The following is a 26233-nucleotide window of genomic DNA, read 5'->3' on the forward strand; positions in this document are numbered from 1 at the left end:
CTTTCGAACCGCCTCCAATCAACTCCAGGGATGGTCCTTATGGTCGAGCCGAACCCGGCTCCGTCCGGCGCTGCACCGTGCCGGCGAGCCAAGCCGATCGAGCCGCGCTGGCGCCGGAATTTCCTGGCCGCGCTGGCCGAAACCTCGAATGTCAGCGCCGCCAGTCTCGCCGCCGGGGTGCCCCCCGGAACGGCCTACAGGCTGCGCCGCGTCAATCCCGAATTCGCCCGCGAATGGCATGTCGCCCTTCTGGAGGGCTACGAGAACCTGGAAATGGAAGTTCTCTTCCGCTTGCGCTTCGGCGATCCCAAGGATGGGGACGTCAAGTTCGACAATGCCACGGCCCTTCGCCTCCTTGGCCTTCATCGCGAGACCGTGGCGCGTGAACGCGCCGCGCGTGAAAACGAGGATCTGGCCGCCGTGCGCGCCTCCATCCACGCCAAACTGGCGCAACTGCGCGCCGAGGTGACCGCGCGTCGAGCGCTCGAAGCCGGAGGCGAATCCGGAATGGAAACAGATGCGGAGGCAGGACATGGCTGAAGCCGATCCCCTGCACTGGCTGTCCCAGGCCGACGATGGCGAACTGGAAACCTTCGCTATCGGGCTCGGCGCTTCCGGCCAGCGCGAATGGCGCTGGGACTGGCGCCTCTGGGCACGGCCTTCGCAGATCGCCCCGGCCGGAGACTGGCGCGTCTGGCTGGTCATGGCCGGACGCGGTTTCGGGAAGACCCGCTGCGGCGCGGAATGGGTCAACGAGATCGCGGAAACGCATCCCGATGCCCGCATTGCGCTCGTCGCCGCGCATCTGGGCGAGGCGCGCTCGGTCATGGTCGAGGGCGAAAGCGGCTTGCTTTCGGTCGGCGCGCCGTGGCGTCGGCCCGTCTTCGAACCGTCGCTGCGGCGGCTGACCTGGCCGAACGGCGCGCAGGCCATGCTCTATTCGGCCGCCGAGCCGGAAGCGCTGCGCGGCCCCCAGCACAGCCACGCCTGGTGCGACGAGGTCGCCAAGTGGGACAATGCCTCGGCCCGCGCCGTGGCAAGCTGGGACAACCTGCTCATGGGCCTGCGGCTGGGGCAGGATCCGCGCGTCGTCGCCACCACCACGCCGCGCAGCGTGCCGCTGGTCATGCGCCTGCTGGCCGAAAGCGAGCGGGGCGACGTCACGGTGACACGCGGCAGCACGTTCGACAATGCCGCCAACCTGCCCGACCGTTTCCTCGACACCATGCGCGATTCCTTTTCGCGCAGCCTGCTGGGGCGGCAGGAAATCGACGGCGAGTTGATCGCCGATATCGAGGGCGCCCTCTGGAGCCGGGCCCTGCTGGAAAACTGCCGGGAGGAGGTCGCTCCGCCGTGCAACCGCGTCGTCGTCGGCGTCGATCCACCGGCTTCGGAGGGCGGTGACGCCTGCGGGATCGTGGTGGTCGGCGTGGACGAAGGCGGCCTTGCCCATGTCATCGCCGACGCCTCGGTCGAAAAGGCCGGACCGGAACGCTGGGCCCGCGCCGTTGCCGGTACGGCCGAGGCCTGGCAGGCCGACCGCGTGGTGGCCGAAGCCAACCAAGGGGGCGCCATGGTCGCTTCGGTGCTGCGAGCCGCGCAACTCTCGCTGCCCCTGCGGCTGGTCCACGCCAGCCGCGGCAAGGTCGCCCGCGCGGAGCCGGTGGCCGCCCTCTACGAGGCCGGACGGGTCCGCCATGCGGGACCGTTTCCGGCGCTCGAAGACGAAATGTGCGGCCTGATCGCCGGCGGTTCCTATCAGGGACCGGGGCGCTCGCCCGACCGCGCCGACGCGCTGGTCTGGGCCTTGAGTGAGCTGATGCTCGGCAAAGGCGGCGCACCTCGGGTGCGAGTGGCGTGATTTCCTCCGGATGCGGCCCGAACCGCTCCGGCCCCTTATTGAAAGGAACCCCAGCAGTGTCCTTCATCGATACGCTCGTTGCCGCCTTCAAGGGCGAGAGTGCCCGCGTGCCGCTGGCGCGCGGCGCGGCTTCGCCCTGGTTTTTCGCCGAAAACGGCGGGGGGCGTGCTCCGTTCGAATATGGTTCGGCGGTACGCAGGGCCTATCTCGAGAACCCTGTGGCCCAGCGCGCCGTGCGGTTGGTCGCCGAAGGCATCGGCGGCGCTCCGCTCCGGCCTGCCGACCCCCAGCTCATGGCGCTCGTTTCCGAGACGAGTGCCGGGCAGTCGCTGCTGGAAACGCTGGCCTGCCATCTCCTGCTCCACGGCAACGCCTATGTGCAGGTGCTGAAAGATGCGCGCGGACGCCCGGTCGAGTTGTTCGCCCTGCGGCCCGAGCGTGTCTCGATCGTGGCGGGTGAGGACGGCTGGCCCGCCGCCTTCGCCTACGACGTGGCCGGGCGGCGCCTGACGATTCCCCTGCTGGATGAGGACGCCGCTCCCAACATGATCCACATCCGCCATTTCCACCCGGCGGACGACCACTATGGCGCGGGCTGCCTTGCCGCCGCCGACGAAGCCGTGGCCACGCACAACGCCGCCTCGCAGTGGAACCGCCAGCTGCTGGAAAACGCGGCCCGCCCCTCGGGCGCGCTCGTCTACGAGGCGGAAGACGGCAATACGCTGACCGGCGACCAGTTCGACCGGCTCAAGACCGAACTGACCCAAGCCTATGCCGGTTCGGGCAATGCCGGGCGGCCGATGCTGCTGGAGGGCGGCCTCAAGTGGCAGGCCATGGCCATGACCCCGGCCGACATGGACTTCGCCACGCTGAAGGCGGCCGCCGCCCGCGACGTGGCGCTGGCTTTCGGCGTGCCGCCGATGCTGCTCGGCCTGCCCGGAGACGCCACTTACGCAAACTACCGAGAGGCCAACCGCGCACTCTGGCGGCTCACCCTGCTGCCGCTGGCAAGCAAGATCCTGGCCGGGCTCTGCGAGGGTCTTTCGCCGTGGTTCCCGGACCAAGACCCCGGGTATTGCCTTGCGATCGACCTCGATCGGGTGCCCGCCCTTGCGGAAGACCGCGAGCGGCTCTGGGCGCAAGTCAGCGCCGCCGACTTCCTGGACGAAGACGAGAAGCGATCCCTGCTGGGACTCGCGCCGCGCCCGAGCAATGAAGGGAACAAATCATGAACCAGAAGGATATGCTCGCCGGCCTTCTCGCGCAGGCGACAACCGAAGGCAGCGAACTCGTGACCCTGCGCGCCATCGTCGAGGAAGCCAGCGATGTCGGCGCGCGGCGGATGCTCTCCCGGATCGGGCTGGACGATGCCACCGCGCCGGGCGATCTCTTGGAACTGCGCGAGCTGCTCCAGGCCTGGCGCGATGCCAAGGCCAGTGCCCAGACCGCCGCCATCGGCTGGCTGGTGCGCGGCGTGCTGGCGCTGCTGCTGCTCGGCCTCGCGGTACGCTTCGGGTTGCTGCGATGAGCGCCGCCCTTCGCTTCGCCGGATATGCCGCGCTGTTCGGCAAGCGTGACGCGGGGCGCGACATCATCCGTCCCGGAGCGTTCGCCCGCACCCTTGCGGAACGGCGCGATCCGCTCCCGCTGTTCTGGCAGCATCGCCCCGATCTCCGAATCGGCTGGGTAGAAACCGCCGCCGAGGACGCACGCGGCCTGCGCGTGGTCGCCTCGGTGGACAACCCGGACGGCGCGGCCGGTCTCTCGCTCCGGCGCGGCGCGGTGACGGGCCTGTCGTTCGGCTACCGCGCCCGCGCCAGCCGCAACAGCATCGAGGGCCGCGAACTCCTCGATCTCGACTTGTTCGAGGTCAGCCTCGTCACCCACCCGATGCAGTTCGGCGCACGGGTGCACCTGATCTCCTGATCTCCTCCTTTTTTCCCGCCGCCACGATTTGGCGGCTTTAACCGAAAGGTCCAAGCCCGATGGAATCCCCTATCCCCGTCGAAAAGCTCCCCGTCGAAACGCTCGACGCCTCGTTCGACCTCGTCGCCCGGCAGGATGCCACCGAAGCCGCCGTCGAAACCCTGCGCGGCGATGTGCAGGATGTGAAGGCACGGCTTGACCGTGTCAGCCGCGCGGCGGCGCGTCCGGTGATCGAAGGCGGCGCCGCCTCCGCCGCCAGCGTCGAAGTGAAGGGCTTCGTCGATGGCTACCTGCGCTCCGGCCGCGAAAGCGAGATCAAGTCGATCTCCGGCACCGTGGCTTCGGACGGCGGCTACGCGGTCCCGCGCGAAGTCGATGCGCTGATCTCGGCCCGACTGAAGGCCATCAGCCCGATCCGCGCGATCGCCCAGGTCGTGCAGACCGGCACAGCGGGCTATCGCAAGCTCGTGACCACCGGCGGCACCACGTCCGGCTGGGTGAGCGAAACCGGTGCCCGCGTCGAAACCGCCACGCCCAGCTTCGCCGAGATCGCACCGCCTTCCGGCGAACTCTATGCCAACCCCGCAGCCAGCCAGGCCATGCTCGACGATGCGGCCTTCGACATCCAGTCCTGGCTGGCGGACGAGATCGCTGCGGAATTCGCCCGCGCGGAAGGCGCCGCCTTCGTCAGCGGAACGGGCACCAACCAGCCCAAGGGCTTCCTCCAGGCGCCCAATGCCGCCACCACCGATGCCGCGAGGCCCTTCGGCACCCTCCAGTTCCTGGGCTCGGGCAATGCCACCGGCTTCGATGCCGCGCCGGAACTCAAGCTGATCGACCTCGTCCATTCGCTGAAAAGCGGCCACCGCCAGGGCGCGAGCTGGGTGATGAACGCCAAGACCCTGGCCTTGGTGCGCAAGCTGAAGGCGGCGGACGGCTCGTTCCTGTGGCAGCCGGGGCTGATGGAAGGCCAGCCGAACCGTCTGCTGGGCTATCCGGTGGTCGAAGCCGAGGACATGCCGGACGTCGCCGCGGGCGCCCTGCCGATCGCCTTCGGCAACTTCCGCGCCGGCTATCTTATCGCCGAGCGCAGCGCGACGTCGATCCTGCGCGATCCCTTCACCAACAAGCCGTTCGTCCACTTCTACGCGACCAAGCGGATCGGCGGCCAGGTGCTCGATTCCGACGCGATCAAGCTGCTCAAGATCACGGCCTGACGCCATCCGGGTCGCGTGGGAAGCCCTTCGCCCTTTCCCCTTCCCACGCACCTTGAGCAGCGGCCCGCGTCATCGCCCGTCCCCCTTGCCGAAAAGGGCGACGGCGCGGGCCACCCGCCTCCTTCCTTCCGATCGGAGACTCCATGAACCGGGTCATTCTTACGCCGGCCGTGCTGCCGTCCTCGACGCTTGCCGAGCTCAAGCAGTGGCTCGGCGTGACCACCCTGCGCGACGATGCGTCGCTTTCCGCCTTGCTCGCCTGCTCGCTGGAAACTTGCGAGGCCTTCACCGGCCGGATGCCGCTGGTCGCCGCCTGCGAGGAAATCCTGCCTGCCCGGACGGGATGGCATGCCCTCTCCACCCGCCCGGTCCAGGCCATCACCATGGTGGAGGGCGTAAGCGCCGACGGCACCCGCTTCGCGCTTTCCACCGAAACCTACGAGGTCGATCTCGATGCCGATGGCACCGGGCGCGTGCGGTTCCATTCCGGCACGGCGCACAAGGTTGCGGTTCGCTTTACCGCCGGGCTGGCCGACGACTGGGAAAGCCTCCCCGATGGCCTGCGCCATGGCGTGATCCGGCTGGCTGCGCATCAGCATCGCCAGCGCGACGGCGACGGCGCGGCTCCGCTTCCGCCCGCCTCCGTCGCGGCGCTGTGGCGGCCCTGGCGAAGGATGCGGCTGACATGAGCGGCATGATCCAGGCCGACGCCACCGCCTCCTTCGCCGCCGTGGCCCGGCGCCTTGCCGATCGCGCCGGAAAGATCGCCGCCGCCCATGCCGAAATGCGCGCCCTGAAAACACGCGGCGATGAAAGCCGCTGGCGCCGCGCCGACCTCGTCTGGCCGCTCTTCGCGAAAGGATAAGTGATGGAAATCGCCCTCCGCGCCGCCCTGATCGACTGGCTTTCCGCCGATCCCGCGCTCGCCGCCCAGCTCAATGCCATAGTCGAGGAGGCCCCCTCGCGCACCAGCCTGCCCTGGCTGGCGATCGCCTCCAGCGCCAGCACGGACTGGAGCTGCAAGACCATGCCGGGCCGCGAAGTGCGCGTCGCACTGGAACTCCACTGCCGAGGCGATGCGCCCGATACGGCGGCGGCGCTCGTCACCGCGATCGAGGCGCGGGTCGCGGAGCTGTCGCGCGATCAGGCCGGGTTCCAGGTCGTCACCGCCCAGTTCCTGCGCGCCCGCGCCGAACAGCGCGGAGAAAGCCGCCGCGCCGTCCTGCTCGAATATCGCTTCCGCCTGCTCGCCGCCTGATCCTCCCGCTCATCCCCCTTTCGTTCAAGGAGACACACCATGCCCGCCCAGAAAGGCAGCGCTTTCCTTCTCAAGATCTCGAGCGGCGGCTCGCCCGCCACCTACCAGACCGTCGCGGGCCTGCGCACGACGCAGATGTCGGTGACGGGCGATACGGTCGTCGTCACCAGCAAGGACAGCGGCGGCTGGCGCGAACTGCTGTCCGGCGCCGGGGTCCGCTCCGTCTCGGTGAGCGCGGCGGGCATTTTCCTCGGCAGCACCGCCGAAGCGAAGATCCGCGCCAATGCCATGGCCGGCACGCTCGACGACTACGAACTCAGCTTCGAGGACGGCGAGAAGCTGCGCGGCCGGTTCCTCGTTCAGCGGCTCGACTATGCCGGCGATTTCAACGGCGAGCGCAACTACACGATCCAGCTCGAAAGCTCGGGCGCGGTGGCGGCGGCATGACGCTCGCCAACCCCTTGCGCGGCGAAGCCTCGCTGATGATCGGTGGCAGCACGCATATCCTGCGCCCCAGCTTCACCGCGCTGGTTGCGGCCGAGGAGGAACTCGGTCCGCTGTTCGCCCTCGTCGAGCGAGCGGGCGAGGGCCGGCTCCGCCTCTCCGAAATGGCCGCCCTGTTCTGGCATTGCCTCGAACCACACCGCTCCATCGCACGCGAGGCGGTTGGTGAAGCGGTAGTGGCACAGGGGCTTGCCGCCTGCGCCACGCCGCTACGCGCATTGCTCGGCCAGATTCTGAAAGGCAGCGGATGAGCGAGACGCGGTTTGCCCCGGCCGCGCTGGCGCTTTGCGGGTTGGCCGCCCGCACGCTGGGCTGGCGCCCTCCGGAATTCTGGGCAGCCACGCCCGCCGAACTCGCCGCCGCGCTTGGCCTGCTCGCGGGTGATGCACCGCCGGGCCTCGACCGGCCCCTGCTGGAAAAGCTGATGGAGCACGACAATGAGCGATGACATCGACAGCCTGCTGGTGGAAGTTCGCGCCGGCACCGAAGGCTTCGCCCGCGACATCGCGCAGATGCGCGCCAGTATCGACGGCGATCTGGTCTCGGGCTTCACGCAGGCGGGCCTAGCCCTTGAAAAGGGCCTGACCGGCGCGATCCGGCGCGGCAGCCTCGGCTTCGACGACCTGAAGCGGATCGCGCTCGGCACGCTGGGCGAGATCGCGGCGCAGTCCGTGCAGGGCCTGTTGGGGTCGTCGGGCAGCGGGTCCGCTGCAACATCGGGAGCCCTTGACCTTTCCGGGCTGGTATCGGGCCTGCTGGGCCTGCCCGGCCGGGCCACGGGGGGCAATGTCTCCCCCGGTCGCGGCTATGTCGTGGGCGAGCGTGGACCGGAACTCTTCGTTCCCACTTCCGCCGGGCGCATCGAAACCGGGGCACCGGCATCCACGCGCGACGTCAAGGTGGCCATCAACATGACCGGCCCGCGCGGGTCCAGCGTGCCGCAATCGCTCCAGCGCTCGTCCCGCCAAGTGGCCAGCGCGGTGCGCCGCGCGCTGTCCGCCCGCTGATCCCCTTCTTTCGGAGACCCCCATGGCATTCTGGCTTGCAAGAAAGCGCAACGGACAGGCAAGCGACTGGATCAGCCGCTTCGACCCTCGGTTCTGGACCGTCAATTTCCCGCGCCCGATGATGGCCTCGATCGTCTCCACAGGCCCGGACTCCTTGCGCGTGGACGCTTCCTTCCTGCGCAAGGGCGACCTGGGCGGACTGATCTGGGACAGTGAGGACCGCCTCGACCATCCCCTGCTCGCCTATCGCACGGACCGCGACTATGCCCATACCTCGCTCAGCTTCCGTTGGCGTTCCTCGGGCGTCATTCCGCTCGATTCCGGCATCGGCCCGACGCTGACGGTCGAGGGCCGGGACGCACAGGGCGCGGCGCGCGTCTGGTACGTGCGGCTCTGGAACTATGCCGAGGGCACCGGCGAGGATGCGCGGATCACCTTGCGCTTCTCCGAACTCGACGCCGGCTTCTCCCTGCCTTCCGCCGACCGGGTATGGCCGGGGGCGATCGACCGCATGTTCATCTCGTTCTGCCCGCCCGGCTATGACGGCAGCGCCGATCCGCTCAGCGCCGAAGCCGAGGGCTGGATCGAACTCAGCGAGATCCGCACCGACGGTGCGCGGGCCATGGTGGAGATCGGCGACGTCATCCTGCCGCCCAATGGGCTGGCCATGGCCACCGGCTTCGACGATCAGGGCGTGCAGACCCCCGCGCGCCTGCTGCGCAGCGTTCGGCAACTCGGCTACCGGGGCTCGCTGGTCCACTATGTCGGCATGAGCCATTATTTCCGGCTCGCAGCCACGGACGGCGCCTTCCTTGTGGGAAATGCGCCCGATCCGCTTAATGCCCCCACACGGGCCTGGCACCGCGCCTTCTTCGCGGAATGCATGGCCTTGGGTTTCAGCCCGGTCGCCTCGCTGTCCTACGAACTGCTCGACCAGCACTGCCCTGCCGCCTGGAAGCAGCGGGATTTCGAAGGCAAACCGGCCCTCACCGGCTGGGATCCGCCCTCCACCTTGCTCTCGCCTGCGAATGTCGAGGCGATGGACTGGCTGCAATCGGTGGGAGCCGCCTTCGCGCGCCTCATGATCGAAGCCGGTGCGCCGGTGCGCTTCCAGGTCGGCGAACCCTGGTGGTGGTGCTTCGCGGATGGACGGATCTGCATCTACGACGATGCCGCGAAAGCGCGCTTCGGCGGCACGCCGCCGTCCATCCCGGACTTGCGCGCACCGCTGGACGAACCACGAAAAGCTCTGCTGGATGCCGCCGGTGCTATCCTGGCGCAATCCACGGCCGATCTTGTCACGGCCGTCCGCATCGCCGCCGCGCCCGGCGTGGTGGAAGCCCTGGCGCTGGTCTTCACCCCGACCGTGCTCGATCCCGCCATGCCTGAAATGTACCGCGCCAACCTCCCGGTCGGCTGGGCCTCCCCGGCGTTCGACCGGCTCCAGGTGGAGGACTACGACTGGCTCACTGCCGGTGCCGATGCACTGCGGCGCGGCGCCTATGCCACCGTGAACCAGCGTCTTGGCTATCCGCCGCACGAGCAGGACTATCTCGCCGGATTCGTGCTGAAGGCCGAGCAAGCCGACCAGTGGCGCCGCATCGACGCGGGCATCGACGAAGCGCTCACCCGCTCCCCGCACGAAGTGGTGGTCTGGGCGCTACCGCAGGTCGCCCGCGACGGTTTCGTCCGCCTTCCCCTCCCCCCTTCAGGAGCCGATCAGATGCAGGCTTTCGATGAAGTGCCCTATCCGCTTGCCCTGGGACGCGACGCCACGGTCGTTCCGGAGTTCTCGACGACGATCTCGGTTACGGCCTCCGGCTTCGAGCGGCGCAACAGCCTGTGGTCCGATGCGCGGCTGCGTTTCGACCTGGGGCCGGGCGTTCGCTCGGAAGCCGAACTCGGCGAACTGTTGGCCTTCTACCGCGCCCGGCGCGGCCCCGCGCGCGGTTTCCTCCTGCGTGACCCCAGCGATTTCAGTTCGAACGGCATGACCGGCGATCCGACCGCCGCCGATCAGCATCTTGGCACCGGCGACGCGCTGCGCACCGCCTATCCGCTGGTGAAGCGCTATGGCGCCGGCGAGGAACCGCAAGTCCGGCGCATCACTCGCCCAAGGCCAGGCAGCGTGCTCATCGCGATCGACGGAGAACTGCAGCGCGGCGGCTGGCGCCTCGATGCTCTCGGCACCGTGCTGTTCGATCTGGCACCGCCAGCCGGCGCCACCGTCAGCGCGGGCTTCCGCTTCGACGTCCCCGTGCGCTTTGCCGAAGACCAACTCGAAATCGGAGGCGCAGCCTTTGCCGCCGGTGAAGCGCCGAGCGTGCCGGTCGTCGAGATCCGGGAGGCATCATGAGCCGCGTCTGGTTTACCGGCGATCTCGAAACGGTCGCAACCTTCTGGCGCCTCGATCGGCGCGACGGCGTGACGCTGGGCTTTACCACCCATGACGCCGACCTCTGGTTCGACGGGCTGCTGCACCGCGCTTCGCCGGGCATGGTGCCGTCCTCGATCCGCAAATCCGCCGGATTCGAGCCGGACAACGCCGAGGTACGAGGCAGCCTCACCCACGAGGCGATCTCGGCTGACGACCTTGCCGCCGGCCGATACGACGGCGCGCGCGTGACGATCGGCCTCGTGGACTGGGAAACAGGAGAACGCGACAGGCTCTATACCGGTACGATCGGATCGATTTCGCAGGAGGATGGCGCCTTCTCCGCCGATCTCGTGTCGCGCAAGGAGGATTTCGCCCGCGATCCCGTTCCGCGCACGAGCCCATCCTGCCGCGCCGCGTTCTGTGGGCCGGGTTGCAATCTCGCGGCCCTGCGCTTCACCTCCGAGGTCCGGCTCGCCGATCTCGATATCGAGGACAACACGCTTTCGCTTGAGGCGCCAAACGATCCGGCACTCGATCCGGCATTATTTGCGGGTGGCGTCCTGCGCTGGCTGGAAGGTCCACAGGCGGGGATGACCATGCGCGTGATCGGCATCAGCGACAGCCGGTTGATGGTCGACGCGCCGCTCGATGCTCAGGCGCCGCCGGGCACCCGCGCGTTCCTGCGCGAGGGCTGCGACCACACTCTCGAAACCTGCGGCGCGCGATTCGGCAATGCGGCGAACTTTCGCGGCGAGCCCTTCCTGCCGGGGAACGACATGCTCACCCGCTATCCCGCCCCGGATGGCTCGGGGCCAGCATGACGAGCGACGTGACAGGCAGCGTGCCACGCTCCCTGACCGGAGAAGACCTCGCCAACGCAGCCCGCGCCTTCGTCGGCATTCCCTTCCGCCTCAATGGTCGAGACCCGCGCATCGGGCTTGATTGCCTGGGCGTGGTTGCTGCCGCCATGGAGGCGACGGCCCTGGTGCCGAACGGCTATCGCCTGCGCTCCCTGCGCCGCGACGATGCCGACGCCATCGCCGGCAAATTGGGTCTGCTCCTGGCACCGCAGCCGAATCCAACCCAGCCATCCCCAGTCGCACCGGGCGACGTGCTGATGTTCCGTCCCGGCCCCTGCCAGCACCACCTCGCCATCGCCGTGGACCGCACGAACATCGTCCACGCCCATGCCGGACTGCGTCGCGTCGTGCTCGGCCCGATCCCCGCGGACTGGCCGATCCTGGCCCGCTGGCGCCTGCCCATCGAAAGGAATTGACATGGCAACACTCGTCTTCAGCGCCGTCGGTACCGCGCTCGGCGGCCCCATCGGCGGCGCGATCGGCTCGATGATGGGGCGGCAGCTCGATACCGTGGTGTTCGGTTCGCCCCACCGCGAAGGCGCCCGCCTGAAGGAGCTGGAAGTCACCACCTCCAGCTATGGCCAACCCTTGCCCCGCCATTTCGGTCGCATGCGGGTGGCCGGACAGATGATCTGGGCAACGGACCTCGTCGAAAGCAGCGAAACGCTCGGCGGCGGCAAGAGCGGCGCCGCGATCACGTCTTACGCCTACACCGCCAGCTTCGCCGTGGCCCTGGCGAGCCGCCCGATCACGGGGCTCGGCAGGATCTGGGCTGACGGCCGCCTGCTGCGCGGGGTGGAGGGAGACCTCAAATGCGGCGGCACCTTGCGCATCCACCGGGGCCATGCGGATCAGACCTGCGACCCCCTGATGCTCGCCGCCGAGGGCGCTGCCCGCTGCCCGGCCCATCGCGATCTGGCCTACGTCGTGTTCGAGGATCTCGACTTGTCGGAGTTCTACAACCGCATCCCCTCCCTGACTTTCGAAGTGCTGGCCGACGAGACCTTCGATCTTGCCGCCATCGTGGGCGATCTAGTCGAGGATGTGGAAGCCTCCGTGCCGCTTGACGGCTTTCTCGGCATGACCTGCGACGGCCCGCTCAGCGGCGCACTTCAAACCATCGACCAGGTGATCCCGCTCGATCTCGATGCCGGGCCCGAAACGCTGGTCATCGCCCGAAGGCTTCGGCAAGCGCGGAGCATAAATCTCGGCGCGGCGACGATCTCTGCCGATGACGGCGAATTCGGCGGAGCAAGCGGCTTTTCCCGCGACCGCGCCATGGCCGACGACAAGCCCGTCTCGCTGCTGCGCTATTTCGACAGCGAACGCGATTACCTACCCAGCGTACAGCATGCCTCGGGACAAGCCGCCATCGGTGCGCCGCGCGCCATCGAACTGCCGGTCGCCCTTGACGCGGATACCGCCAGAACCCTGATCGAGCGCAACCGCCGACGGGCCGACTGGAGCCGCGAGCGGATAACCTGGCGCACCGGCGCTCTCGACCCGGAGGTGGCGCCGGGCGCTCTCGTCAGCTTTCCGGGGATCGCGGGGCAATGGCGCGTACTGGAATGGGAGTGGCGCCATTCCGGGGTGGAGATTTCCGCCGCGCGCGAAGCCCCGCTCACGGCGGACATGCCAGGTCGGGCGGGCGCGGACCCGGGGCGGATCAATCCCCCGCAAGACCTGCCTTCCGCCGAAACCGTCCTGACGGCTTTCGAACTGCCCCTTGATCCGACCGGCGGCGATTCCGGACGACCGCGCCTTCTTGCCGCGGTTTCCTCTGCCGGCGCGAACTGGCGGGGCGCCGCGCTCTTTGCCGATCGCGGCGACGGTGAACTGCACCCGCTTGGTCCGAGTGGCCGTCGGCGGGCGATCATGGGCACGACCTTGACCGGACTGCCGGCGTCGAGCCCGCTCCTGTTCGCGCGCGGATCCGGCTTGGAGATCGCGCTGATCGACCCCGCCATGCAACTCGCCTCCGCAACGACAAGGCAACTCGCCGAAGGTGCGAACCTGCTGCTGGTCGGCGATGAGATCCTCCAGTTCGCCCAGGCCAACTCGCTAGGTGGCGGACGCTGGCGGCTCTCCGGCTTCCTGCGCGGTCGCGGCGCGACGGACGCAGCCGCTCACTTGCCCGATGAACCTGTCGTGCTGCTGGACGGCTCCTCTGTCGCGCTCGACACGGCGATTGTCGGCACCGCTTTCGATCGCAGGATCGTCGCGCTCGGTGCGGGTGATCAGGCGGCCGTGCTTGCGCCCGTGCGCGCTAGCGGACTGACGCTGCGTCCGCCCGCACCGGTCCATCCCCGCGCAACGCTGGGAAGCGACGGCGTGCTGTCCCTGCGCTGGGTTCGGCGCGCGCGCGGAGAATGGGTGTGGCAGAACGGCATCGACGTGCCGCTGGTGGAACAGGTCGAAAGCTATCTGCTCGGTTACGGGCCCGACGAAAGCCCGATCGCGACCTGGACCCTCACTCAGCCACGGGCCGAACTGTCGCCCGCCCTGCTCGCCGAACTTTCCACGCTGCTGCCGGGCAGCGTGTTCCGCGTGCGCCAACAGGGCACCCATGCGCTTTCCGCCCCCCTCACCCTGTTCCAACTCACCTGAGCCGAGGATTTTCCATGAGCGATCCCATCCAGTTCGAAAGCACCAGCCCCAGATTCGACTTGCCGCTGCTCTATGCCGGCCAGGCGCAGAAGGAAGCCTTCGTCAACGAGGCGCTGTCGCGCTGCGACATGTTGCTTCACGGCACTGTCCTCAGTGAGCGGACCGACCCTCCGGAAAATCCCGCATCGGGCGAAACGTGGCTGGTCGCCGCCGGAGCGACCGGCATGTGGGCGGGTCGCGATGGGCATCTGGCCGGCTTTCAGGGCGGAAACTGGCTGTTCGTCGCCCCTCGGGATGGCCTGAGGATCTTCGACCTGTCCAGCGGCCAGGAACGCCTGTTTCATAATTTTTGGAGAAAATCTTCCCTTCCCCTGGAACCACTTGGAGGGATGACAGTTGATGTTCAGGCTCGGGCGACGATCGTTGAACTGATCGGCGTCCTGCAAGCCTTGGGTATCGTTTCATCAGCATAACGAGTGGCGTTGGACAGGGGTAATACGGTGCAGTCGATTTCCAATAAAGGGGTCACACGCTTCACCAACCCCCCGAAAACGCGACATTTCTGCAACAGTAGCACGCAATGTGCGCTTGCACACGGAAAGCTGAGGGGGTAGACACTCGAGGCACTCGGTGGCTCCAAATCTCTTAGTAGGGGAAACATATGAGGAAACTCGTCCTTGGCCTGGCGCTGGCTTCGACAGCTATCGCCACGCCCGCGCTTGCGCGCGACAACTCGTGGTATCTTGAGCTCGACGCCGGCGCGATGATCGTCGAAGACGCCGATCTCGACGTGAACGGCGTAAACAACGTCGCCACGGCGGAATTCGGCACGGGCTTCGACGGCGGCGCCGTTCTCGGCTACGACTTCGGTCCGTTCCGTCTCGAAACCGAAGCCAGCTATCGCCAGGCTTCGTTCATGGGCAGCAACGGTCCCGACGGCAGCAACCTGACCTTCATGGTCAACGGTCTGCTCGACTTCGGTCCCGATGACGGCCTTCAGGGCTATGTCGGCGGTGGCGCCGGCGTTGGTCGCGTTCACTACGACATCTTCGACGATTCGGACACGGGCTTCGCCTGGCAGGCCATCGCGGGTATCCGCGCGCCGATCAGCAGCCACGTGGACGTCGGCCTGAAGTATCGCTTCAGCAACGTCAACAACCTCGACTTCGTCGATGTTTCCGGCAACGAGATCAGCACCCGCTGGCGCTCGCACTCGCTCCTGGCGACCCTGGGCTACAACTTCGGCGAACCGGCTGCTCCCCCGCCGCCCCCGCCGCCGCCCCCGCCGCCCCCGCCGCCCCCGCCTCCGCCGCCGCCTCCGCCGGTTGTGGAATGCAACAAGGGTCCGTACATCGTGTTCTTCGACTGGGATAAGTCGGACATCACGCCGGAAGCCGCCACCATTCTCGACAGCGCCGTCAGTGCCTATGGCAACTGCAACAGCGTGCCGATCATGCTGGCCGGTTACACCGACCGTTCGGGTTCGCCCAAGTACAACCTCGGTCTTTCGGCTCGCCGTAACGACTCGGTTCGTGCTTACCTCACCAGCCACGGCATTCCGGACGGCTCGATCTCAAGCCAGGCCTTCGGTGAAGCCAACCCGCGCGTTCCGACTGCTGACGGCGTGCGCGAGCTGCAGAACCGTCGCGTCGAAATCACTTACGGTCCGGGTTCGGGCATGTAAGCGACCGGCAACGGTACAAGATTGGGGGGCCGGAGCGATCCGGCCCCCTTTTCTTTTGCTTGCGTCACGCGCCTTCCGGCCACAAAAAAAAGCCCCGCAAAAGCGGGGCTTTTCGTCTCGTACTGTCCAGGGTCAGGCAGCGTAAGGCGTAGGATCCACAAGCCCCGCATCCGCGAACCCGGCCTTGCGCAGCCGGCAGCTATCGCATTCTCCGCAGGCCAGATCGCCAGGTTGCGGATCGTAGCACGACCAGCTCATGCCTGCGTCCATGCCCAGACGATGTGCCTCACGCGCGATCTGGGCCTTGCCCATGAACTGAAGCGGCGCATGGATGCGGAATTCGGTTCCCTGATCGCCTTCCTTCGTCGCCAGCCGTGCGATGTCCTGGAACGCGGCGATGAATTCGGGGCGGCAGTCCGGATAGCCGGAGTAATCCAGCGCATTCACGCCGATGAAGATGTCCGCCGCGCCGATCGCCTCGGCCCAGGCCAGGGTCAGCGACAGGAAAACCAGGTTGCGCGCCGGCACGTAAGTAACGGGCACGCCCTCCCCCACGCCGTCCTTGGGCACGTCGATATCTGCGGTCAGCGCCGAGCCGCCGAACTGCCGCAAGTCGAGCGGCAGCACGACATGACGCTCCGCTCCCACGAAATCGGCGATCGTGCGGGCGGAATCGATCTCGCAGCGATGACGTTGGTTATAGTCGATGGTCAGCGCGCTAACCGCGTAGCCCGCTTCGCGCGCGATACCGGCCGAAACCATGGAATCGAGCCCGCCGGAAAGAAGAACGACCGCCTTGCGGCCCTTGATATCTTGGGAATGCTGCATCGGCCTGAGCTAAACTTTCGCCGGGGCGATGACAACCTTGCGCCTGCTGCGTCAGTTGCGACAGACGTCAGTCGCGGCAGGGGCCAGTGCGGCGCCCTTCTCCCGCATAGGAATAAGGCTGGCCGCCCGCAATGCCCTGCGTATCGATCTGGATCAACGCGTTGGTTTCCCGACGGATGCGCGTCCGTCCAAACCCTTGCCCAGCGCAAGTATACTGCACCACGACTTCCACGGGCGTATCCTGGACAACCACCGATTTGCAGGCCAGCCCCTGATGATGGAGCTGGATCAACTCTCGGCCGCCGCGCACGCAGACGTTGCGTACCACCCCTCCCACGCCCCGCTCGCGCAGTTCCCATGCGCCCGACTCAAGCTGGTCGAGCATGATCAAAGATCGGCTCTCGGCCACTGCGCCCGTGGCGACGGCCAGGGCCGCCCCGCCCGCCGCGAGCAGCACGGCGCCGGCAGGCCCGCGAAGGCCCAGGAACTTCCGGCGCGATTTCCGGCGGGTCGGGATCTGAAATTTTCGTGCCTTGAGCTGGGTCATGCGCCCCATATCGTCATTACCCGCCAGTAAGACAACCCGGCAGAACAATGATGTACTTATACCGGCACGTGCAAGATCTTGGAACAGAAGGCACAATCGACCGGCACCATACCGGTCTCGTCACGCATGTCGACCCGCTCGGATTCGGGAAACGCGCCCAGAATGCTCTGATAGTATTCCACCGAGCAACGGCAGCCGCGCTGCAACGGTTCCAGCGGCTCCGCGCGCACTTCCTCTTCCTCGTGGAACAGGCGCCAGACGAGCTGTTCCAGATTGAGCACCGGGTCGACGAGTTCGGCAGGCTGGATGCTCTGCGCCATGATCGAGACGTGCTCCCAATCCGGATGCATGTCCTTGGCATGCAGACGCTCCTTGCCCTCTTCGCCATCGGGCAAGTGCTGGATGAGCAGGCCCCCGGCCACGCATCGCGGCCCGTTCGAACGGACCGATACGCGGATCACGGTTGGCAACTGTTCCGATTGCAGGAAGTAGTTTTCGCAGGCTTCCGCCAGAGAGGAACCTTCCAGCGGCACGACCCCCTGGTAGCGCTCGTTGGAAACATCGAGGTCGAACGTGATCGCAAGGTAGCCGTTGCCGAAGATCGTCTCCAGCGAGCAATCTTCGTCCAGCTTTTCCGCCAGGACGGGATCGTGGCGCAAGTAACCGCGCAATTCGCCGTTTCGGTAGTCGCAAACCAGCAGGTCCACCGCCCCGCCTTCGGCCTGGGCCTGGAAGGTGAGCTGCGCGCCCCGCTCCTTGAGCAGCGAGCCCATCAATGCCGTGAGAACCAGTGCCTCCGCCAGCACATGCTTGACGGCCTTGGGATAGCTATGCGCCGAAAGCACGGTTTCCAGTACCGGGCCGAGCCGCACCACGCGCCCGCGCGCGCTGCGCGCGGGTACGGTGAAGGCCAGAACCCGGTCGAAGCCGGTGTCGTCGGTGCGGGGCAGCTCGTCGCTCACAGCTTGCCCAATGCCCAGAGCAGAACCGACTTCTGCCCGTGGATACGATTCTCCGCCTCGTCCCAGGCGCCCGACTGCGGGCCGTCGATCACTTCGTCCGTCACTTCCTCCCCGCGATGGGCGGGAAGGCAGTGCAGGAACATCGCGTTCTCGGCGGCCAAAGCCATGAGCGCCGCATCGACCTGATAGGGTTGCATCGCGGCGATATGCACGTCTCCGCCGGCCTGCCCCATGGAGACCCAGGTATCGGTGACAACCACATGCGCGCCGCGCACGGCTTCCAGGGGATCCTGGGTGAAGATCACCTCGCCGCCCGCCGCCCTGGCGCGATCGACGAAGTCGGCGTCGGGTTCATAGCCCAGAGGGCCACCCACGCGGACGGTGAACTTCATCAGGCCCGCCGCCTCGATCAGCGAATTGACCACGTTGTTGCCGTCTCCCAGCCACGCGACCTGCAAGCCGGGCAGCGAAAAGCCACGCTCGACTATGGTCAACAGATCGGCGACGATCTGGCACGGGTGCGAGAGATCGGTAAGGCCGTTGATCACCGGCACGTCGGCATGACGCGCCAGTTCCTCGATCTTGGCGTGATCGTCCGTACGGATCATGATCGCATCTACCATGCGGCTGAGCACGCGGGCGGTATCGGCCACCGTCTCACCACGGCCGAGCTGCGTCGAACCCGATTCCAGAATCAGCGCGGAGCCGCCGAGCTGACGCATCGCCATGTCGAATGAGACGCGGGTGCGGGTCGAGTTCTTCTCGAAGATCATCGCCAGGACATGACCGGCGAGCGGCGCATCGGCATCCGGCTTGCCCTTCGGCCAGCCCCGGCGCGCCGCCTTGCGATCGATGGCATCATTGATCATCGCCGACAGGACAGGCCCCCCGGCATCGCTCAGGTCTACGAAATCCCGGCTCATCAGGCTACCTCTTCGGGCTGATAGCTCGCCGCTGCGGCGGAGAGACATTCCATGAATTCATCGATGTGGCTGTCATCGATAACTAGCGGCGGCAAGACACGCACGACATTGTCGCCGGCCGAGACCGTAAGCACCTGATGATTGTCGCGCATGTGGGCCACGAAGGCGCGCGGCTCGATCTTCAGCTTGATGCCGATGAACAGGCCGCGGCCGTGGACCGATTCGAACAGCTCGGGATAGTTGCCGATGAACTGCTCCAGCCGGGCGCGCAGACGCTCTCCCTTGGCGCGAACATCGGCAAGAAAGGCCTCGTCCGCAACCACATCGAGCACCGCGCCGATGGCTGCCATGGCGAAGGGATTGCCACCATAGGTGGAGCCATGCGCACCGATCACCATGCCGCGCGCCGCCTTTTCGGTAGCCAGGCAAGCGCCGACCGGGAAGCCGCCGCCGATGCCCTTGGCCGTCGACATGATGTCGGGCACGATCCCGAACTGCTCATAGGCATAGAGCGTACCGGCACGGGCCACACCGCTCTGCACTTCGTCGAGGATCAGCATAAGATCATGCTCATCGCAAAGTGCGCGGAGGCCCTGGAGAAATCCGTCCGAAGCGATGCGCACGCCGCCTTCGCCCTGGATCGGCTCGACCAGGAAGCCGGCGGTGTTCGGCCCGATCGCCGCCTTGGCTGCTTCCAGATCGTCGAACTCCACATACTTGAAACCGGGCAGAAGTGGCAGGAAGCCCTTATGCATCTTTTCCTGGTTGGAGGCGCTGATCGTGGCCATCGTGCGGCCGTGGAAAGCGTTCCTGAAGGTGATCAGCTCGTACTTGTGGTCATTGCCGACATGCTGGTGATAGGCGCGCGCGGTCTTGATTGCGCATTCCACCGCCTCCGCGCCGGAGTTGGTGAAGAACACCGTATCGGCGAAAGTCAGATCGATCAGGCGCTGGGCGATCGCCTCGCCTTGCGGGCTGCCGTAGAGATTGGAGACGTGCATCAGCGTCTCGGCCTGCTTCTGGATCGCGCCAATCAGGCCCGGATGCGAATGGCCGAGAAGGTTCACGGCGATACCGCTCGCAAAATCGAGGAATCGGCGACCGTCTTCACTGATGAGGTGGCAATGTTCGCCGCGAACGGGCCGAACGCCGCACCGGGGGTACACAGGCATCAGCGGAGTGATCGACATGACGGAATTCCTCGATAACGAATCAGTGAAGTGAAAACGGGAATCACAAACGACAAATGGCGGCCCTATCCGGACCGCCATTTGCGCGCTTTTAGGTGTTTGCAGGCCCCCGGTCAAATGACCGGCGACATTGCAATCGGGATCAAGCCTGGAGCGGCGCCAGGTTGACCGCCGAGTACTTGCCTCGTCGATCGACCTCGATGTCGAACTCCACGCGATCGCCTTCGTTCAGGGCGCCAAGGCCCGAACGCTCGACGGCGCTGATGTGCACGAACGCATCCGGCTGACCGTCATCGCGAGTGATGAAGCCGAAGCCCTTCATGGAGTTGAAGAACTTCACGGTGCCGGTGGCCTTTTCGCCGGTCAGCTGACGCTGCGGTGCAGGTTCGCGCTTTTCCACCGCGATCACGTCGCCCACGACGACGAGTTCGCTGGCCGAAATCTTGCCGCCGCGATCGACGAGCTGGAATTCGAGCTGCTGACCTTCGGCCAGACCTTCGAGACCGGCGCGCTCGACAGCGCTGATGTGGACGAACACGTCTTCGCCGCCTTCATCGCGCTGGATGAAGCCGAAGCCCTTGGCACCGTTGAAGAACTTTACGACGCCCTTGCCCTGGCCAACGACCTGGGCGGGCATGCCGCCGCCACCGCCGCCACGCGGGCCGCCGAAGCCGCCACCGCCGCCGCCACGCGGGCCACCGAAGCCGCCGCGATCACCACCGCCGCCGCCGCCGAACCGGTCACCGCCGCCGAAACCGCCGCGATCACCGCCACCGCCGAAGCGATCGCCGCCGCCGCCGAACCGGTCCCCGCCACCGAAGCGATCCTGGCCGGCAAAGAACGGATCGAACTCGTTCTCACCAAAACCACCATCGCGCTTGTCGCGTCCCCTTCCGCGACGACCTCTGTCAAAACCCATGTCTACGAACGTACCTTCGCTGCGCCCCAAAAAGCATGAACCCGGTCACGTGGACGAACCGCGCCGGGCGGCAGACAGTACAGCCGGGACAAGCCGGATCCTATCTGCAATCGCGAGTCATACACGAGGTTCTGCCACATGGCGAACACAATTACGTGCCAAATTCCCGCCCGATTGACGAAATATCGTATTTTCATGGCGGTCCGGCTTGCTTTTGACAAAAGCAGGGCCCTTGACGTGGACGAATTTCAGGCCGAACCGGGGCCGAACGTTCCCGCTTCATACCGGAGACTCGCTTAGATGTTCCGCCAGATTACCGACACCGTTTTCGCCAGCCCGCAGATCGGCACCGACGCCATCGCCGAAGCGAAGGCCATGGGCATCGTGCGGATCGTCAACAATCGCCCCGAAGGCGAAAGCGACGACCAGACGCCCGGCGAGGTGATCGAATCGGAAGCCCGCGCCGCCGGAATCGACTATGTCGCCATCCCGGTAGGCCATGGTGGCTTCAGCCAGGCCCAGGTCGCAGCGATGGCGGATGCCCTCGCCACGGCGGAGGGGCCGGTGCTGGCCTATTGCCGTTCCGGCACGCGCTCCACCCTGCTCTGGGCACTCGCCCGGGCCAAAGCCGGCGATAACCCCTCGGTGATCGCCTCCAGGGCCGCAGCAGCGGGGTATGACGTCTCTCCGATCCGCCAGCTGATCGACATGTTCGCCGCCGGCAACTGATCCGGAGAAGCGTTCGGGTTTAGCGGGGGCGCAGCTTACGCGCGCCTTGTCGTTCTGCTCGCTCGACCTGCCTCGCAGGGCTCCTCAAGATTTGAAGACGAGGACCTGGCTCCACCGAGTTTCTCGGTGCCGTCGTTCGCGCCGGTTATCTCCATCCCCGATGATCGCTGAAGGCTGAACGGTTCAGCGTTCGGAAGGCTTCTGCGCGCAAGCCGTCAAGCGGATGCACATACCGTCGCGGTACAAAAAAAGGGCCGGAGCGGCTGGCTCCGGCCTTTCAGTTTGTGTTCGCAGGAGGAACATCGGTAGGCGACGACGGATCGTAGGAGAGGAAGAAGTATCCGCCGCCGCCAAACTCTGAACTTAGTTGTAGGCGCGCTCCCCATGCTCGCCGATGTCGAGACCTTCGAGTTCGACTTCAGGAGCGACCCGCAGGCCGGTGACTGCCTTGGCGATGAGGACGGCAACCGTGGTGCCGACGGCCGACCAGACGATGGCGACCAGGACCGCGATGACCTGAGTGGCGACCTGCGAGCCCATCGAGAAGTCGGCGCCGCCGGGGCCGCCGAGCGAAGGCGAGTAGACGATGCCGGTGCCGATGGCGCCGACGATGCCGCCCACGCCGTGCACGCCGAAAGCGTCGAGCGCGTCGTCATAGCCGAACATCGGCTTGAGCTTGCTGACCGCGAAGAAGCAGACGACCGAGGCGACTGCGCCCAGGATCAGAGCACCGAACGGACCGGAGTTGCCGGCGGCCGGCGTTACCGCCACAAGACCGGCGACGATGCCCGAGCAGAAGCCGAGAGCCGAACCCTTGTGGCCGGCGAGACGCTCGGTGACCATCCAGGCCAGGCCTGCGGCGGCGGTGGCGACGAACGTGTTGATCATGGCAAGCGCGGCCGAACCGTTGGCTTCCAGCGCCGAACCGGCGTTGAAGCCGAACCAGCCCACCCACAGCAAGCCGGTGCCGACCATGGTCAGCGTCAGCGAGTGCGGCGGCATCGGCTCCTGCGGGTAGCCCTTGCGCTTGCCGAGGACGATCGCGGCCACCAGCGCGGCGATACCGGCGTTGATGTGGACCACGGTGCCGCCCGCGAAGTCTAGCGCGGCAGGAAGTTCGGTGCCGAACATCTTGCCTTCGAACAGGAAGCCGCCGGCTGCCCAGACCATGTGCGCGATCGGGAAGTAGACGATCGTCAGCCAGACGATGCCGAACACCATCACCGCCGAGAACTTGATGCGCTCCACCGTCGAACCCAGCACCAGGGCCAGAGTGATCGCGGCGAAGGTCATCTGGAAGCAGATGAAGATATATTCGCTGATGACTTCATCGCTGAAAGTCGCCGCCGTGCTGTCGGGCGTGACGCCGGCGAGGAAGAACTTGCCCCAGCTGATGAAGGCATTGCCCTCGGGGCCGAATGCCAGGCCGTAACCGTAGACGACCCAGAGCACCATCGCCAGCGAGGCGGCGGCGCCGATCTGCGTCATCGTCGAAAGCATGTTCTTCGAGCGGGTCAGGCCGCCGTAGAACAGCATGAGGCCGGGAAGGATCATGAGCAGGACCAGCAGGGTCGAGGTCATCATCCAGGCATTGTTGCCGGGGTTGGGCACCGGGGCCGGAGCCGTGGCGGCTTCCTGCGCCCAGGCAGGCATGGCGGCGAACAGCGACGCACCCAGTGCGCCCGCGCCGCAAAGAATCTTGCGGTTCATCGTGGTTTCCCTCCTGTCGAAAGCGCCGGTCAAAGCGCGGTGTCCCCGGACTCGCCGGTGCGGATGCGCACGGCAGAGGCAAGGTCGAGGACGAAGATCTTGCCGTCGCCGATGGCTTCGGTGCTGGCGACCTGCTGGATCGTTTCCACGATCTTCGGTGCCAGATCGTCCGGCGCGGCCACTTCGATCTTCACTTTCGGGAGCATGTTGGTCGAATACTCGGCCCCACGATAGATTTCGGTCTGACCCTTCTGACGTCCGAAGCCCTTCACTTCGGACACCGTCATTCCGGCGACCCCGATTGCGCCCAACGCCTCTCGAACTTCGTCGAGCTTGAAGGGTTTGATGATGGCGATGATGAACTTCATGCCTATCCCCTGTTTCTTACCGGCCCCGCGCCGGTTGAAACTGAATAAGCAAGGGTCGTGCCAATTTACCAATCGGCAGGATTCGGCGGTGAACTTCTTCCACTCAACGCAAGTGCAGCATGAACCGCCGCTCGATTCCTGAGCAGTTGCCTATTTTTTAGGCAACTCAAGCGATGCAAAGACCGGCAAGTGGTCCGATCCTATCGCGGCAAGGGGACTGTGATGAACGTTTGTTCCCAAAACCGCCCACTCTTCGGACACTATGATGCGATCGAGCCTGGCCAGGGGCCTTCGGGACGGAAAACTCCGGCCGGGCGCCAGCACCTGCCAGGGCGCGTGGAATTCCCGAAAACAGCCGCCGCCCGCCGACCATTCGTTGAGATCGCCCATCATCACCGTGGGCACGGCGGCCTCGCATTCGTGGACATGGGCCATCACACTTCGCACCTGCAACCTGCGCCGCAGACCGGAAAGATCGAGGTGCATGCCCACTACCCGGAAGCGGTGACCATCGAGCGAGAGGTCGGCGCGGATCGCTCCGCGCGGCTCCAACACCGGCAGCGGAACCGCTTCCGCCTGGAGCAGTTCGATCCCCTTGCGCACCAGAATCGCATTGCCGTGCCAGCCCAGGCTGTCCGGCTTCATCGAGAGCGGCACGGGAACGTAGTCGGTCGTCGTATGGATCGCGTCGAGCGGCAGCGCGCTCATCCGGCGGCCGAAACGGCGGTCCACTTCCTGTAGCGCCACCACGTCCGCGTCGATCTCGCGCAGGACCGTCAGGATGCGCTCGGGATCGCGGCGCCGGTCGAGACCGACGGCCTTGTGGATGTTGTAGCTGGCGAACTTGATCTGCAACGAGGGACTTCCGGCCAAGGGGATAGCGTAGCAATCCGCTGAAACGGCCCGAAGTTCCATAGCTAATCGTCGTCCCGGACTGTATCCGGGACCGCTGTCGGTTCTTTAGGCGGTCGCTTGCGGAAAGGCGCCCTACCGCAAAGTGGGCCGTTCACGGCCAGCGGTCCCGGATCAACTCCGGGACGACGATATGCTCAGCGTTCCTTGGTTGCGCTAAAAGTCAGGTCCGGGTTGCGTTCCTGCTGGTAGCTCACGTCCCAGGCGGAGCGGGCCATGAACACCGGGTCGCCGTCGCGGTCCTTGGCGAGGTTCATCTTGTTGAACTCGCCGAAGTCGCGCAGCGCCTTGTCGTCCCCCTTGATCCAGCGGGCAGTGTCGAAGGGCGAGCCCTCCAGCACGGCTTCCACCTTGTATTCGGCTTCGAGACGGCTGATCAGCACGTCGAGCTGGAGCTGCCCGACCACGCCGACGATCCACTGCGAGCCGATCTCCGGGTAGAACACCTGGATCACGCCCTCTTCGGAAAGATCGTCCAGCGCTTTGCGCAGCTGCTTGGTCTTGGTCGGATCCTTCAGTGCCACGCGGCGCAGGATTTCCGGCGCGAAGTTCGGCAGGCCGGTGAAGCGGACCTGGTTCTTCTCGGACAGGGTGTCGCCCACGCGCAGGGTGCCGTGATTGGGGATGCCGATGATGTCGCCCGGTTCCGCATTGTCGGCGATCTCGCGGTCCTGCGCGAAGAACAGGATCGGCGAATGGACCGCGATCGGCTTGCCCAGGCCCGAGGGCGTCAGCTTCATGCCGCGCTTGAAGGTGCCCGAGACCAGACGCATGAAGGCGATGCGGTCGCGGTGCATCGGGTCCATGTTGGCCTGGACCTTGAAGATGAAGCCGGTGACTTCCTTGTTGTCGGGCTCGATCGTGCCTTCGTTCGAGGGCTGAGGACGCGGCGGCGGGGCGAACTTCTCGATCGCGTCGATCAGTTCGGTGACGCCGAAGTTCTTGAGCGCCGAACCGAAGTAGACCGGCGTAAGGTCGCCGCCGCGATAGGCCTCAACATCGAATTCGGGATAACCGGCTTGTGCCAGTTCGAGTTCCTCGGCCACGGCATCGGGCAGGGGCGCACCCTCGTCGACCTTGCCGAGGAATTCCTTGCTCGCGCCCTCAGGACGGCTGATCCTGCCGCTCTCGATATCGAGAATGCCCTCGAACAGGCCGCCCATGCCGACCGGCCAGGACATCGGGCAGACGTCCAGCGCCAGCATGTCGGCCACTTCGTCCATCAGGTCGAAGCAGGCGCGGCCTTCGCGGTCCACCTTGTTGATGAAGGTGATGATCGGCACGGAGCGCAGGCGGCAGACCTCGAAGAGCTTGCGGGTCTGCGGCTCGATACCCTTGGCCGCATCGATCACCATGATCGCCGAATCGACGGCGGTGAGCGTGCGGTAGGTGTCTTCCGAAAAGTCCTCGTGACCCGGCGTATCGAGCAGGTTGAAGGTGATCCCGTCCCGCTCGAACGTCATGACCGAGCTGGTCACGGAGATGCCGCGCTGCTGCTCGATCTTCATCCAGTCCGACCGCGCGCGGCGCGCGGCGCCGCGGGCCTTGACCTGTCCTGCCAAGTGGATGGCGCCGCCTTGCAGCAGCAGCTTCTCGGTCAGGGTGGTCTTGCCGGCGTCAGGGTGCGAGATGATCGCGAAAGTGCGCCGGGACTGGTGGGGGACGTTGCTCATCGGCGCGCTATTAGTGGGCGCGGGGCCAGATGGAAAGGGCGGAAAAGGAGGCCGCCTCGCCACGGCCTGCGGAGCGGACCGCTTCCTGCCCCGCATTTGCTCCCTACACATAACCTTCGTCATTGCGAGCGTAGCGAAGCAATCCAGAGTCGCGCAGAGCCGCTCTGGATT

At 66.4% G+C, this 26233-nt stretch carries 30 protein-coding genes; 20 read left to right on the forward strand and 10 right to left on the reverse strand.

The window, feature by feature from the left end:
• The first annotated feature begins 39 nt into the window (after positions 1–39).
• The 19 genes from RT424_RS05405 (at position 40) to RT424_RS05495 (ending at position 15301) form a co-directional block, all read left to right on the forward strand.
• Complete coding sequence (locus RT424_RS05405) at positions 40–540, forward strand: hypothetical protein (protein WP_313435064.1); 501 nt, start codon at positions 40–42, stop codon at positions 538–540.
• On the forward strand, positions 533–1861 hold the full coding sequence (locus tag RT424_RS05410) for a terminase large subunit domain-containing protein (protein WP_313435066.1): 1329 nt from the start codon (positions 533–535) through the stop codon (positions 1859–1861). Before RT424_RS05405 ends, RT424_RS05410 begins: the two co-directional genes overlap by 8 nt.
• A 56-nt stretch (positions 1862–1917) precedes the next feature.
• On the forward strand, positions 1918–3093 hold the full coding sequence (locus RT424_RS05415) for a phage portal protein (protein ID WP_313435068.1): 1176 nt from the start codon (positions 1918–1920) through the stop codon (positions 3091–3093).
• Positions 3090–3389, forward strand: a complete 300-nt coding sequence (locus RT424_RS05420) for a DUF6127 family protein (protein ID WP_313435070.1) — start codon at positions 3090–3092, stop codon at positions 3387–3389. Before RT424_RS05415 ends, RT424_RS05420 begins: the two co-directional genes overlap by 4 nt.
• Positions 3386–3787, forward strand: coding sequence for an HK97 family phage prohead protease (locus RT424_RS05425; protein WP_313435072.1), 402 nt, complete (start codon positions 3386–3388; stop codon positions 3785–3787). Before RT424_RS05420 ends, RT424_RS05425 begins: the two co-directional genes overlap by 4 nt.
• Positions 3788–3846: 59 nt before the next feature.
• Positions 3847–5004, forward strand: coding sequence for a phage major capsid protein (locus tag RT424_RS05430; RefSeq protein WP_313435074.1), 1158 nt, complete (start codon positions 3847–3849; stop codon positions 5002–5004).
• Positions 5005–5147: 143 nt separating this feature from the next.
• Positions 5148–5693 (forward strand): hypothetical protein, encoded by a 546-nt coding sequence (locus RT424_RS05435; RefSeq protein WP_313435076.1) that lies wholly within the window; start codon positions 5148–5150, stop codon positions 5691–5693.
• Positions 5690–5869: a hypothetical protein gene (locus tag RT424_RS05440; protein WP_313435078.1), complete on the forward strand. Its 180-nt coding sequence runs from the start codon at positions 5690–5692 to the stop codon at positions 5867–5869. Before RT424_RS05435 ends, RT424_RS05440 begins: the two co-directional genes overlap by 4 nt.
• A gap of 3 nt (positions 5870–5872) precedes the next feature.
• Positions 5873–6262 carry a DUF3168 domain-containing protein gene (locus RT424_RS05445; protein ID WP_313435080.1) on the forward strand — a complete coding sequence of 130 codons (390 nt, stop codon included), beginning with the start codon at positions 5873–5875 and terminating at the stop codon, positions 6260–6262.
• Between the two features lie 39 nt (positions 6263–6301).
• The gene (locus tag RT424_RS05450) at positions 6302–6709 is read left to right on the forward strand and encodes a phage major tail protein, TP901-1 family (RefSeq protein WP_313435082.1); all 408 of its coding nucleotides are present in this window, start codon (positions 6302–6304) and stop codon (positions 6707–6709) included.
• Entirely contained in the window at positions 6706–7017 is a 312-nt protein-coding gene (locus RT424_RS05455) for a gene transfer agent family protein (protein ID WP_313435084.1), read from the forward strand. The genes RT424_RS05450 and RT424_RS05455 overlap by 4 nt, the downstream gene beginning before the upstream one ends.
• Positions 7014–7214 (forward strand): phage tail assembly chaperone, encoded by a 201-nt coding sequence (locus RT424_RS05460; RefSeq protein WP_313435086.1) that lies wholly within the window; start codon positions 7014–7016, stop codon positions 7212–7214. The genes RT424_RS05455 and RT424_RS05460 overlap by 4 nt, the downstream gene beginning before the upstream one ends.
• Positions 7204–7773: a tail tape measure protein gene (locus tag RT424_RS05465; protein WP_313435088.1), complete on the forward strand. Its 570-nt coding sequence runs from the start codon at positions 7204–7206 to the stop codon at positions 7771–7773. Before RT424_RS05460 ends, RT424_RS05465 begins: the two co-directional genes overlap by 11 nt.
• A gap of 22 nt (positions 7774–7795) precedes the next feature.
• A complete protein-coding gene (locus RT424_RS05470) occupies positions 7796–10129 on the forward strand; it encodes a DUF2460 domain-containing protein (protein ID WP_313435090.1) in 2334 nt (777 codons plus the stop codon).
• Positions 10126–10971, forward strand: a complete 846-nt coding sequence (locus RT424_RS05475; protein WP_313435094.1) for a DUF2163 domain-containing protein — start codon at positions 10126–10128, stop codon at positions 10969–10971. Before RT424_RS05470 ends, RT424_RS05475 begins: the two co-directional genes overlap by 4 nt.
• Positions 10968–11426, forward strand: coding sequence for a hypothetical protein (locus RT424_RS05480; protein ID WP_313435096.1), 459 nt, complete (start codon positions 10968–10970; stop codon positions 11424–11426). The genes RT424_RS05475 and RT424_RS05480 overlap by 4 nt, the downstream gene beginning before the upstream one ends.
• Before the next feature lies 1 nt (position 11427).
• A complete protein-coding gene (locus tag RT424_RS05485) occupies positions 11428–13617 on the forward strand; it encodes a phage tail protein (RefSeq protein WP_313435098.1) in 2190 nt (729 codons plus the stop codon).
• 14 nt (positions 13618–13631) lie between these two features.
• Entirely contained in the window at positions 13632–14090 is a 459-nt protein-coding gene (locus RT424_RS05490) for a DUF2793 domain-containing protein (RefSeq protein ID WP_313435100.1), read from the forward strand.
• Between the two features lie 188 nt (positions 14091–14278).
• Positions 14279–15301, forward strand: a complete 1023-nt coding sequence (locus tag RT424_RS05495; protein ID WP_313435102.1) for an OmpA family protein — start codon at positions 14279–14281, stop codon at positions 15299–15301.
• Between the two features lie 132 nt (positions 15302–15433).
• Here RT424_RS05495 and queC read toward each other — a convergent pair whose 3' ends face one another.
• From queC to RT424_RS05525, 6 genes are all read right to left on the reverse strand, one after another.
• The gene (gene queC, locus RT424_RS05500) at positions 15434–16129 is read right to left on the reverse strand and encodes a 7-cyano-7-deazaguanine synthase QueC (RefSeq protein ID WP_313435104.1); all 696 of its coding nucleotides are present in this window, start codon (positions 16127–16129) and stop codon (positions 15434–15436) included.
• 67 nt (positions 16130–16196) lie between these two features.
• A complete protein-coding gene (locus RT424_RS05505; RefSeq protein ID WP_313435106.1) occupies positions 16197–16676 on the reverse strand; it encodes a hypothetical protein in 480 nt (159 codons plus the stop codon).
• A 56-nt stretch (positions 16677–16732) separates the two neighbouring features.
• Positions 16733–17638: an Hsp33 family molecular chaperone HslO gene (locus tag RT424_RS05510; RefSeq protein WP_313435108.1), complete on the reverse strand. Its 906-nt coding sequence runs from the start codon at positions 17636–17638 to the stop codon at positions 16733–16735.
• Entirely contained in the window at positions 17635–18561 is a 927-nt protein-coding gene (gene argF / locus RT424_RS05515; RefSeq protein WP_313435110.1) for an ornithine carbamoyltransferase, read from the reverse strand. The genes RT424_RS05510 and argF overlap by 4 nt, the downstream gene beginning before the upstream one ends.
• On the reverse strand, positions 18561–19751 hold the full coding sequence (locus RT424_RS05520) for an aspartate aminotransferase family protein (protein ID WP_313435112.1): 1191 nt from the start codon (positions 19749–19751) through the stop codon (positions 18561–18563). The genes argF and RT424_RS05520 overlap by 1 nt, the downstream gene beginning before the upstream one ends.
• Before the next feature lie 142 nt (positions 19752–19893).
• Positions 19894–20670, reverse strand: a complete 777-nt coding sequence (locus tag RT424_RS05525; RefSeq protein WP_313435114.1) for a cold-shock protein — start codon at positions 20668–20670, stop codon at positions 19894–19896.
• A 300-nt stretch (positions 20671–20970) separates the two neighbouring features.
• Between RT424_RS05525 and RT424_RS05530 the strand changes: the two genes are divergently transcribed.
• Positions 20971–21399 (forward strand): TIGR01244 family sulfur transferase, encoded by a 429-nt coding sequence (locus RT424_RS05530; protein ID WP_313435116.1) that lies wholly within the window; start codon positions 20971–20973, stop codon positions 21397–21399.
• Positions 21400–21762: 363 nt separating this feature from the next.
• Here RT424_RS05530 and RT424_RS05535 read toward each other — a convergent pair whose 3' ends face one another.
• From RT424_RS05535 to RT424_RS05550, 4 genes are all read right to left on the reverse strand, one after another.
• Positions 21763–23109 carry an ammonium transporter gene (locus tag RT424_RS05535; RefSeq protein WP_313435118.1) on the reverse strand — a complete coding sequence of 449 codons (1347 nt, stop codon included), beginning with the start codon at positions 23107–23109 and terminating at the stop codon, positions 21763–21765.
• A 29-nt stretch (positions 23110–23138) separates the two neighbouring features.
• Positions 23139–23477 carry a P-II family nitrogen regulator gene (locus RT424_RS05540; protein ID WP_054442177.1) on the reverse strand — a complete coding sequence of 113 codons (339 nt, stop codon included), beginning with the start codon at positions 23475–23477 and terminating at the stop codon, positions 23139–23141.
• A gap of 150 nt (positions 23478–23627) precedes the next feature.
• Positions 23628–24332: an endonuclease/exonuclease/phosphatase family protein gene (locus RT424_RS05545; RefSeq protein WP_313435121.1), complete on the reverse strand. Its 705-nt coding sequence runs from the start codon at positions 24330–24332 to the stop codon at positions 23628–23630.
• Between the two features lie 194 nt (positions 24333–24526).
• The gene (locus RT424_RS05550) at positions 24527–26062 is read right to left on the reverse strand and encodes a peptide chain release factor 3 (RefSeq protein ID WP_313435123.1); all 1536 of its coding nucleotides are present in this window, start codon (positions 26060–26062) and stop codon (positions 24527–24529) included.
• Between the last annotated feature and the right edge of the window lie 171 nt (positions 26063–26233).

This window comes from Novosphingobium sp. (assembly GCF_032093395.1).
Taxonomy (GTDB): Bacteria; Pseudomonadota; Alphaproteobacteria; order Sphingomonadales; family Sphingomonadaceae; genus Novosphingobium.